Here is a 10627-nt window from a genome sequence, read left to right as displayed (position 1 = left end):
GCCACCTTCTTCAGAAGGTGGATTCTTTACTGCAAGCATTTACTGGTTAAACGTCTTACTTAAATTGGCAATCTCAGCAGCTTGCTGGTGAAGACGTTTGTTGTTATCGGCGACCAGTTGCATATTGCCTAAGTTTTCATCTGCAATATGTTGAATGTTTTGTACATTGCTGGCCACTTCACTGGCAACCTGGCCTTGTTGAGTCGCAGCTGTCGCAATTTGCGACGATAAATGATCGATGGTATTGACCATAGCGACAATTTCCGATAATTGCTCTGTGCTGTGAGTGGTCTGAATCACACATTCGTCTACCTGTTCACGGCTTTGCGTCATGGTTTTACCCCAACTCAATAAAGTTTGTTGGATTTCACCAATAGAACGCTGAATTTGCTCTGTAGCTTTATGAGTACGGGATGATAAAGCGCGCACTTCATCAGCTACAACGGCAAAGCCGCGGCCATGTTCACCGGCTCGAGCTGCTTCAATGGCTGCATTTAACGCCAGCAAGTTGGTTTGATTGGCAATGCCCTGAATTTCTGTCATCACAGCACCAATGCGCTCTGCCTCCACTGCTAAGTTATCAGCTGTGCTGGCGGCACCTTGTACTTCCACAGCCAGTTTTTTTACTGTGTTAGCGGTTAATTGCATCACTTGTTCAGCCTGCTGGCAAATCTGCTGAGCTTCGCCCACTTTCTGGTTGGTTTCGCCTGTGCGTTCGGCTATATCCAGCACTGTGCTACTCAGTTGTTGTGTTGCAGTTGCAATAGACACCAACTGCTGGCTTTGTTGGTGAATGCCACGTTGTGTTAAATGCACGGCTTCTTCTAAGGTATCGGCTATGCTGGTCAGTTTATTGGTGCTGTCTTTAGTGCGTCCTAATACAGTGCGTAAACGGGCCTGTTGCATTTGGTTTCTGAAGTCAACTACTGAAAACGCCGTCTTTCCGCTGTAGACGTAGCGGGATACGGAGTCGAAGTCCTGGCGCATTTTGTTCAACTGAGCTGGTATGTCTATTAATTCGTCATACATCAGCACAAAGAAAATAGCTGGGATCAGCAAGGCCAGCCATAAAGCATGTGACCATAACAATGCGCCTGTCATTATCACTATAAAACTGCACAACAGCGCAATAAGGCGGCGCAAATTGCTATTGCCACTCCATTGATTGACTGCTTTTCCGGAGTTCATGGCCTGATAACAACGGTCGGCTTTTTGGATTAAATCCGAACTTGCTTTGACGCGCACTGACTGGTAGCCAATTAATTGCTGTTGCTGATAAATCGGAGTAACAAAAGCATCAACCCAATAATAGCGTCCATCTTTACAGCGGTTTTTCACCATACCACGCCAGGACTGTCCTTGTTTCAGATGGGTCCACATATCGGCAAAAGCAGCTGCTGGCATAGCTGGATGACGGACCATATTATGATTTTTACCCAGTAGTTCTTCTTCTGTGTAGCCTGCGACCTGGCAAAACGCCGCGTTGGCATAAGTGATAACACCACGTAGGTCTGTTGTCGACACTAACTCCTGTCCAGCGTCGAACTGAACTTCCTGATCAACTAGCTGCTGGTTACGGCGGTTCATGCATATTTCCTTTTTATTTATCATTCAGTTAATCTGGATCAAAGCGGCGGCATTATTTCAAAGAACTCTCAGATAAGCGAGCTTAGGAGCATTATGCAAGTATCTGCCATTATGACCAGAAAGTTGACTATGGTTGACCCAGAGATGAGTCTCGCTGTCCTAAAAGACATTTTTAACCAGTCTAAATTTCAACATGTGCCAGTGATCAATGCTGGACGGCGTCTGGTAGGTATAGTTTCTGTAAAGGATTATTTCAAAGCGCTGGCTCCTATCATGGATGCAGCCTCTGAAAAAACCTTAGATATTTTCGTAAGCAGCCGTAAAATTAAACATGTTATGACTAGCCCGGTTATTTCAGTACCTGAAGACTATCCTGTAGTGAAAGCGGCGGCTTTGCTACTCAAACACAATATAGGTTGTTTGGCAGTGACAGATCAGGATGATGTGGCTATTGGCATAGTGTCATGGAAAGATATTATGCGCGTTGTGGTGTTACAGGCTGCTCGCAAGAGCAGATTGGCTCATGATTCCAGGCAAGAAGAAGAGTAGAGCAACAGCATCATTTTTGTTGGGTAACTTAATTTTGGCATACTCTTGTTTTTTAATTTGAGTCACCCCATTTCAGAGTTTGATTTTTATCAGAATAAGGGATCAGCTTGAGTCATTTCCTCGAACAACGCCTGGCTGCGCTTGGCACCACGTCATTTCAAACTGCAATTAAAGGGATCAGACGGGGTATTGAGCGGGAGACATTACGGATTAAACCGGATGGTCAACTGGCACAATCTGGTCATGCCAAAGCCTTGGGCTCGGCTTTAACTCATCCTTTAATCACCACAGATTTTTCAGAGTCTTTACTGGAGTTTATTACCCCAGCGCAGACTGATATTGATGTTACTTTAAAGCAACTGACTGATATTCATAAGTTTGCATTGTCTCATATAGGAGAAGAGCGGCTCTGGGCTGGTTCTATGCCATGCTACATCCTTCATCAGGATGAGATCCAACTGGCGCAGTACGGTAACTCCAACGTCGGAATTATGAAAACTGTGTATCGTCAGGGGCTGAAAAACCGCTACGGCAGTATGATGCAAGCCATAAGTGGTGTGCATTTTAATTTTTCTATCCCCGAAGCGTTCTGGCAGCAGTATCAGCAGTTGCTCGGAGATACAGGCTCCCTACAGGACTTTATTTCTGCACAATACCTGCATTTGATTCGCAATTATAAAAGATACGTCTGGTTGGTGGTGTACTTGTTTGGTTCATCGCCTGCAATTTGCAGCTCGTTTTTGCAAGGCCGTGAGCCGAAATATAAATTTCAGAGTCTAGGCAAAGGGTCATTATACATGCCCTATGCGACTTCTTTGCGCATGAGTGATCTGGGGTACACCAATAGCGCTCAATCTAGCCTGAATATCAGCTACAACAATCTGCCTGATTATATTACTGGTTTACGCCAGGCTATCTCGACACCATCCGCTGAATATGCGGCTATTGGTATCAAAGTAGATGGGCAGTACAAGCAGCTCAACAGTAATATTCTGCAAATCGAAAACGAGTTTTATTCGACCATCAGGCCTAAACGTACCACTCAAAGCGGTGAAAGGCCAACCTGTGCTTTAAAACGCCGTGGAGTAGAATACATCGAAGTGCGGGCCTTGGATGTCAATCCGTTCAGTGCTGTAGGTATTAATGCTGAACAAATGCGTTTTCTGGATTTGTTTTTAATCTACTGTTTACTGGAGCAAAGCCCGGATTTATCGGCGGACGAGCAGGCTGTGACAGAGCAAAACCTGCGCAAAGTGGTGACCGAAGGCCGAAAGCGTAATTTAGATCTGAATCAGAATGGTCAACCTCGTTTAATGCTGGATTGGGCTGAACAATTGTTCGCTGATCTGATGCCAATAGCACATTGGATGGATGGTGCTCATGGCGGTGACTTGTACAGCGCTGCTATTAAAGAGTTCTACTTAGGCTTGTTAGACCCAAACCAAACTTATTCAGGTAAGTTGTTAAGCCGTTTAATAGCTCAGCAGCAGGATAGTCCTCATTACGCTTTGGCTTTGGCTGAGCAATACAGGCAGCAATTGGCTGCTATGGACTATCAACTTTATACTGAAGCTGATTTTGAACGCATGGCAGCCGAATCCTTGCTTGAGCAACAGAATATAGAACAGTCAGACTCAGTAAGTTTCGATCAGTACCTCGAACAGTATTTCGCCGATTTATAAAGAATAAAAAAAACGGCCAGCAAGCTGGCCGTGAAAATTAAGGATAAGGATAATCCAGGGATGAAAAACAAAAACTTGGTTGAATCCGTTCACTAGGTTAGTCTGAGTTGTGTTTTAAAAAGTTCAGCCTGACATGAAAAAAATTAAAAAAACTTTACTCTTCTTATCGCTTGCCAGTGTTTTAACAGGCTGTGCTACAGCCCCACCCAAAAACAGTTCCAATTTATGTGAAATTTTCCGCGAACATGGCGACTGGTATGATGCTGCATCCGATATGCGAGATAAATGGGATGTGCCTATCCATGTGCCTATGGCTATGATGTATCAGGAAAGCAGCTTTAAACATAATGCTCAGCCTCCTATGGAGTATTGGTTTGGATTTATTCCTGTAGGCAGAGCCAGTACGGCTTATGGTTATGCGCAGGTCAAAGACGAGACATGGGAAGACTATGGTCGTGAAACGGGCAGCTATTTTGCCGCCCGATCGAACTTTGGTGATGCATTGGATTTCATGGGCTGGTATATCAATAAAAGCAGTAAAATTAATAAAGTAGCTAAATCAGATGCTTATGCTCAGTACCTTAATTATCACGAAGGCTGGGGTGGATATAAAAGGGGAACTTATTATAAAAAGCGCTGGTTAATGGAAACTGCCCGTAAGGTGCAACAAAGAGCAGCTCTCTATCAAAAGCAATTACAAAGCTGTGAAGACGAGTTTAAACGCGGCTGGTTTTTTGGTTTGTTTGACTAAAAGAGACCAAGGTTGCTTAAAGGTAAGGAGGGCGTCAGACAAGGCCCTCCTTTTTTTAATTTTTCTGTAAATGTGGCATTAAGCGTACTGTTTTAATCATATTATCTTGTACTTCGATAATTTCCATCGGGCAGCCCGCCAGAGTCAAGCCAAGACTGGCTTGCGGAATTTCTTCCAGATACTCCAGTACTAACCCATTTAACGTTTTAGGTCCGTCAGTGGGGAAGTTCAGTTGCATATCGCGGTTGAGATCCCGCAGGTTGATGCCACCATCCACCAAAAAGCTGCCATCTGATTGAGGCTGGATCTCTTCGTTCTGGCTGTCTGCTATGTCAGTTGTAAAATTACCTACGACTTCTTCCAATATATCTTCCAAGGTCACCAGACCCTGAATATCGCCATATTCATCCACTACCAAGCCTATACGTTCTTTAGAACTTTGAAACTTGTGTAGCTGGGTATTGAGTGGGGTGTTTTCCGGGATAAAATAAATTTCCCGCACTGAACGTAGTAAAGATGCTTTGTTCAATTGTTCTTTTAAAGCCAGGCGCGCCAGATCACGGCTATGAATAAAACCTAATGCATCATCCACGCTGTCGCGGTACAACAGAATGCGGTTATGCTGGCTGTTGGACAACTGACGAACTATGTCTTTCCATTCGTCGTTGATATCAATCCCAACCAGCTCGTTACGCGGGATCATAATATCTTCCACTGTTGCCTTCTCTAAATCCAATACACCGACCAGCATACTTTGGTTGTGTTCCGGTATCAGAGCTCCGGCTTCATATACTACAGTGCGTAATTCTTCGCTGCTTAGGCTGTTGCCATGATGTTGCTCAGCACTGACTCCAAGCCAGCCCAACAGGGTGTTACAGATTTTGTTCAGCAACCATACTGCGGGATACAAAAGTTTCATCAGGGGTTTTAAAACAATAGAACTTGGAAATGCTACTTTTTCAGGATGCAAAGCTGCCAGAGTTTTAGGTGTTACTTCGCCAAAAATCAAGATGATGACCGTCAGAGCCACAGTCGCAATGGCTATACCAAAATCACCATAAAGCCTCATCCCTAGCACTGTCGCTGTGGCTGATGCGGCGATATTTACCAGATTGTTACCGACCAGAATTAAGCCAATCAGCCTGTCACGGCGTTCCAACATAGCAGTTACACGTATAGCTGCTTTGTGCTGCTCGTTAGCTAAGTGTTTAAGCTTATAAGGATTCAGCGACATCATGCTGGTTTCTGAAGCTGAAAAAAATGCAGAACATAACACCAACATGCCCAGAATAATAAAAAGGGTGCTGGTTGAGATCTCGTCCAAAAGTAGTTTACCTGTAGGGCTAATCGAAGCTATTTGATATTACGAACAGCCTATCAAGTCAAGCCTTAATAGGCTTTAGCGGGAAAAAGCTGCTATCCGAGTCAGCCTAACATCACTTCACGGACAAAACGACTGCCGAAATAAGCAAGCGTCAGCAAAATACTGCCAGTGAAAGTCAAGCCTATAGCCAGACGGCCGCGCCAACCTAATTGGGCGTGCCCCCACAAAAGCAATGCGAAGATGAGGAACGCAATAGAGCTCAGAATATTTTTATGTAGATTTTGTGCCGCCAACCAGTTGTCTGTAAAAGCAGCGCCGCTGAACAGAGTTAGCCCCAGCAACATTGTGCCTAAAAGAAGAACTCTGAACTGTAGCTTTTCCACCTGCAGCAGTGGCGGTAAAAACTGATTGCCTAGCATAAAATCTTTTTGTTTTAGTTTTTTACTGATGTAGTGCACCTGCAGCGAATGCAAAGTAGCAACTATTAACAATGTGTAAGCAATAAAGGCCACTATGATGTGCATTAATAGTATTGGACTCTGTTCAAAATGTTGCATCTGAACGTCAACTGGCAATAGCAAAACAGCGAGCTGGGTCAGAGCTGAAAAACCATAAACTATAGGTAGCAGCAATACTGTTGGCGTGCGCAGAGCTGTGATGGTAATGGCAGTACTGATTAACCAACACACTAAGGAAATGACGTTTAGCAGACTGAAGTTTTGACCACCTTCGGCAAAAATAGAATCAGCCAGAAATAGCATATGGCAAACAATAGCCAATAAAGCTGCACTGAACATTAATTTATAGTTAGGGCCTTGCGGATGCACCAGACGCGACAATACCATACCGGTTGCCAGCAAATAACCAACCAACGCCACACCGGGTAACAGCTCAACTACCATAAATCAGATCCTGTTGATTCGTGAAGATTTAACATTCTATTGCAAATTACTCGCATTTGACAGCTCAAGCTCACCTAATTGGCGTGACAGTTTCAGCGAAGATGGCGGCTGACTCCTTACTCGCTCTGGGGTATAATCCGGCCATATTGTATATCAGGTGCTAAGTTATGTTTGAAAACCTGTCGGACCGCCTAACCAAAACGCTGAAGAACATCAGCGGTCGTGGTCGTTTAACTGAAGATAATATCAAAGAAACCTTACGTGAAGTACGGATGGCTTTATTAGAAGCTGATGTTGCTTTGCCTGTGGTGCGTGACTTTGTCAATCAGGTCAAAGAGCGTTCTGTTGGCATTGAAGTCAGCAAAAGTCTGACGCCTGGTCAGGAATTTCTAAAAATCGTCCGTAAAGCCTTAGAAGATGCGATGGGCGAAGCCAACGAAGAGCTGGCACTCAATGTTCAGCCGCCTGCAGTGGTGTTAATGGCTGGTTTACAAGGTGCGGGTAAAACCACCTCTGTGGCCAAGCTGGCCAAATTCCTAAAAGAGCGGAAGAAGAAAAAAGTATTAGTGGTCTCAGCCGACGTCTATCGTCCCGCAGCTATTAAGCAGTTAGAAACACTGGCCAAAGAAGTAGGTGTTGAATTCTTTCCAAGCGATGTCAGCCAGAAACCTATAGATATAGTGAACGCCGCTATAGCTCATGCCCGCTTACAAATTTTTGATGTGTTGCTAGTCGACACCGCTGGTCGTCTGCATGTTGACGAAGAAATGATGGGCGAAATTAAGGCCCTGCATGCGGCAGTGAAACCTATTGAAACTCTGTTTGTGGTGGATGCCATGACAGGTCAGGATGCAGCCAATACGGCCAAGGCTTTTAATGAAGCCTTGCCTTTAACCGGCGTGATCCTGACCAAAGCCGATGGTGACGCTCGTGGTGGTGCTGCTTTATCTATTCGTCATATCACTGGCAAGCCGATTAAATTTATCGGTATGGGTGAAAAAACTGACGCTTTAGAGCCATTCCATCCGGACCGTATCGCCTCCCGTATTCTGGGTATGGGTGATGTGATGAGCTTGATTGAGCAAATCGAGCAGAAGGTTGATAAAGAACAAGCTGCTAAAGTCGCTGCCAAAGTGATGAAAGGGCAGGGCTTTAGTTTAGAAGACTTCCGTGACCAGTTAGTGCAGATGCGTGGTATGGGCGGCATGATGTCGATGCTGGATAAATTACCTGGCATGAAAAACTTACCTGCCGGTGCTATGGATCAGATGGGCAACAAGCAGTTCAATAAAATGGAAGCCATTATTAATTCCATGACGAAAAAAGAGCGTTTGTTTCCTGATTTAATCAAAGGCTCACGGAAAAAACGTATCGCTGCAGGTTCAGGTACGCAAGTGCAGGATGTGAACCAGTTGCTGAAACAATTTACCCAAATGCAGAAAATGATGAAGCAGATGTCGGGTAAAGGCGGCTTAATGAAGATGATGCGTGGCATGGGCGGTAAGTTACCACCTGGCCTGTTACCTCCACGTTAAGCCCTGCAGCCGAGCTCTATTGCTGGCTTTGGTAAAAGCTGAAATATGCGGCCAAAGCCCGAAAAACCTTGCAATGCAGGCAAAAATCCGTACAATTCACCGACCCCACGGTCTGACCGCGGGGTTTGTTATTTTTTTAAATCCTGAACGATTATTAGAGGACGGTATGGTAACTATTCGTTTACAACGTGGTGGCGCGAAAAAGCGTCCATTTTACCAAGTTGTGGTAGCGGACAGCCGTTTTGCCCGTGATGGCCGCTTCATTGAGCGCGTGGGTTTTTTCAACCCAATCGCTAGCGGTACTGAAGAGCAAACGCGTATTGACTTAGAGCGTATCAACCACTGGGTATCGCAAGGCGCTTCTTTAAGCGACCGCGTTGCTTCATTGGTGAAAGCTGCTAAGAAAACTGCTGCTTAATAGCTAAAATAAATAAAGGTCGGAGTTTCACCTTGAACGGTAAAGATTTAGTTGTCTTAGGTAAGTTTGGTGCTGTTTACGGCATCAACGGGTGGCTAAAAGTAAACTCCTATACCGATATCCCGGAAGGGATTTTTGATTACACACCCTGGCAAATTCAAGTGCAGGGTAACTGGCGTCAAATGCAAATCTCCGGTAAAAAACGACATGGCAATGGCCTGATCGTAAAACTGGCAGACGTGGCTGACCGCGACCAGGCTCAACTCTACGTCAATGCGGATATCGCAGTAGAGCGTTCTGCATTACCCCAGCTTGCTGAGGGTGATTTCTATTGGCGTGACCTGATGGGCATGGCAGTAGTGAACGAGGCTGGTTATCACTTAGGTGAAGTGGTCGATATGATGGAAACTGGCTCAAACGACGTTCTCGTTGTGAAAGCCAATAAATCCGATGCATTTGGCAAGACGGAGCGTTTACTCCCTTTCCTGACTGACTCTGTTATTAAGGAAGTGAATAACGCTGAACGACGTATCTTAGTAGACTGGGATCCGGACTTTTAATGTCGCAGCAAGCTGGTTTGTGGGTTGGGGTTATTACTCTGTTCCCGCAGATGTTTGATGCTATTACAAAGTTTGGTGTAACAAGCCGTGCTGTAAAGCAAGGATTGTTGCAGGTGGAGTGTTGGAATCCGCGGGATTATACTTCGGATAAACACAATACTGTCGATGATCGCCCTTTTGGTGGCGGTCCAGGTATGCTGATGATGGTGCAGCCGCTGACCGACGCTATTCGCGCCGCTAAGCAAGCCGCCGGAGGAAATGTACATACGGTGTATTTGTCGCCGCAAGGCCGCAAGTTAGACCAACAAGGTGTACAGGAACTTGCACGTTACCCGAAACTGCTGTTAGTGGCAGGCCGTTACGAAGGCATTGATGAACGCGTAATTGAAACCGAAATTGACGAAGAATGGTCAATTGGGGATTACGTGCTGAGTGGAGGCGAGTTGCCTGCGATGACGCTGATTGATGCGGTATCGCGACTGGTACCAGGCGTACTGGGGCATGAAGAGTCGGCAGAGCAGGATTCGTTTGCAACTGGTTTGTTAGACTGCCCACACTACACCAGACCTGCGGTGTTAGCAGACAAAGAGGTTCCACCGGTGTTGCTGAGTGGACACCATGAAAATATACGACGCTGGCGTCTGAAACAGGCTCTTGGTAGAACCTGGTTGAGACGGCCGGATATGTTAAATGCCCTGGCTCTGACTAAGGAGCAACGCAAATTACTGGATGAATTCCAATTGGAACACCAGGCGTTGCAGCAACACGATAGTTAATTCCAGGTAAAGTGAGATTGTTATGAGCAAAGTTAGCCAAAACATTATCAAGCAACTTGAAGACGAACAGTTAAAAACTGACGTGCCAGCATTTGGCCCAGGTGACACTGTAGTTGTTCAGGTTAAAGTGAAAGAAGGTGACAAAACCCGTCTGCAGGCTTACGAAGGCGTAGTTATCGCCAAACGTAACCGTGGTCTGCATTCAGCTTTCACAGTTCGTAAAATTTCCAACGGCGAAGGTGTTGAGCGTGTATTCCAGACGCACAGCCCTATGATTGACAGCATTACGCTGAAACGCCGTGGCGCAGTCCGCCGTGCCAAGCTTTACTACTTACGCGATCGTTCAGGTAAATCAGCGCGTATCCGCGAAAAGCTTAACTAAGCGACTGAAAAGGCTGACCTTGTGTCAGCCTTTTTTTATTCGCAGCCATCCCTGGCGCTCACCCTTTGGGGCCAATGCTTCGCATTGTTAAAAATTGCTCCTGACAATTTTTTATTCGCAGCCATCCCTGGCGCTCACCCTTTGGGCCAATGCTTCGCATT

General features: G+C 45.6%; 11 protein-coding genes. 8 read left to right on the top strand and 3 right to left on the bottom strand.

Annotated elements, in window-relative coordinates; all coding sequences use genetic code 11:
- Window positions 1-39: 39 nt before the first annotated feature.
- The gene (locus EMM73_RS17290; RefSeq protein ID WP_127688057.1) at window positions 40-1587 is read right to left on the bottom strand and encodes a methyl-accepting chemotaxis protein; all 1548 of its coding nucleotides are present in this window, start codon (window positions 1585-1587) and stop codon (window positions 40-42) included.
- 93 nt (window positions 1588-1680) lie between these two features.
- On the opposite strand from EMM73_RS17290, the gene EMM73_RS17285 reads away from it, so the two are divergent.
- The 3 genes from EMM73_RS17285 to EMM73_RS17275 all read left to right on the top strand — a co-directional run bounded on the left by EMM73_RS17285 (window position 1681) and on the right by EMM73_RS17275 (window position 4569).
- Window positions 1681-2136 carry a CBS domain-containing protein gene (locus EMM73_RS17285; RefSeq protein ID WP_127688056.1) on the top strand — a complete coding sequence of 152 codons (456 nt, stop codon included), beginning with the start codon at window positions 1681-1683 and terminating at the stop codon, window positions 2134-2136.
- 107 nt (window positions 2137-2243) lie between these two features.
- Window positions 2244-3818 carry a glutamate--cysteine ligase gene (gene gshA / locus EMM73_RS17280; protein ID WP_127688055.1) on the top strand — a complete coding sequence of 525 codons (1575 nt, stop codon included), beginning with the start codon at window positions 2244-2246 and terminating at the stop codon, window positions 3816-3818.
- Between the two features lie 133 nt (window positions 3819-3951).
- Window positions 3952-4569, top strand: a complete 618-nt coding sequence (locus EMM73_RS17275) for a transglycosylase SLT domain-containing protein (RefSeq protein ID WP_127688054.1) — start codon at window positions 3952-3954, stop codon at window positions 4567-4569.
- Between the two features lie 55 nt (window positions 4570-4624).
- On the opposite strand, the gene EMM73_RS17270 is transcribed toward EMM73_RS17275, so the two are convergent.
- Together EMM73_RS17270 and EMM73_RS17265 are read right to left on the bottom strand one after the other, a co-directional pair.
- Window positions 4625-5893, bottom strand: coding sequence for an HlyC/CorC family transporter (locus tag EMM73_RS17270; RefSeq protein WP_127688053.1), 1269 nt, complete (start codon window positions 5891-5893; stop codon window positions 4625-4627).
- 101 nt (window positions 5894-5994) lie between these two features.
- Window positions 5995-6795, bottom strand: coding sequence for a cytochrome C assembly family protein (locus EMM73_RS17265; protein WP_127688052.1), 801 nt, complete (start codon window positions 6793-6795; stop codon window positions 5995-5997).
- A gap of 167 nt (window positions 6796-6962) precedes the next feature.
- On the opposite strand from EMM73_RS17265, the gene ffh reads away from it, so the two are divergent.
- From ffh to rplS, 5 genes are all read left to right on the top strand, one after another.
- The gene (gene ffh, locus EMM73_RS17260) at window positions 6963-8330 is read left to right on the top strand and encodes a signal recognition particle protein (protein WP_127688051.1); all 1368 of its coding nucleotides are present in this window, start codon (window positions 6963-6965) and stop codon (window positions 8328-8330) included.
- Window positions 8331-8496: 166 nt separating this feature from the next.
- A complete protein-coding gene (gene rpsP, locus EMM73_RS17255; protein WP_008898077.1) occupies window positions 8497-8748 on the top strand; it encodes a 30S ribosomal protein S16 in 252 nt (83 codons plus the stop codon).
- Window positions 8749-8780: 32 nt separating this feature from the next.
- Window positions 8781-9308, top strand: a complete 528-nt coding sequence (gene rimM, locus EMM73_RS17250; RefSeq protein ID WP_053423261.1) for a ribosome maturation factor RimM — start codon at window positions 8781-8783, stop codon at window positions 9306-9308.
- Window positions 9308-10084, top strand: a complete 777-nt coding sequence (trmD, locus tag EMM73_RS17245) for a tRNA (guanosine(37)-N1)-methyltransferase TrmD (protein WP_409994315.1) — start codon at window positions 9308-9310, stop codon at window positions 10082-10084. Before rimM ends, trmD begins: the two co-directional genes overlap by 1 nt.
- 22 nt (window positions 10085-10106) lie before the next feature.
- Window positions 10107-10466, top strand: a complete 360-nt coding sequence (gene rplS / locus EMM73_RS17240) for a 50S ribosomal protein L19 (RefSeq protein WP_008898080.1) — start codon at window positions 10107-10109, stop codon at window positions 10464-10466.
- Window positions 10467-10627 lie beyond the last annotated feature (161 nt).

Origin of the sequence: Rheinheimera sediminis (assembly GCF_004005375.1) — a bacterium.
Classification (GTDB): Bacteria; Pseudomonadota; Gammaproteobacteria; order Enterobacterales; family Alteromonadaceae; genus Pararheinheimera.
Note: the sequence above shows the minus strand (reverse complement) of the source record. Positions and strands in the feature narration are given on the sequence as shown.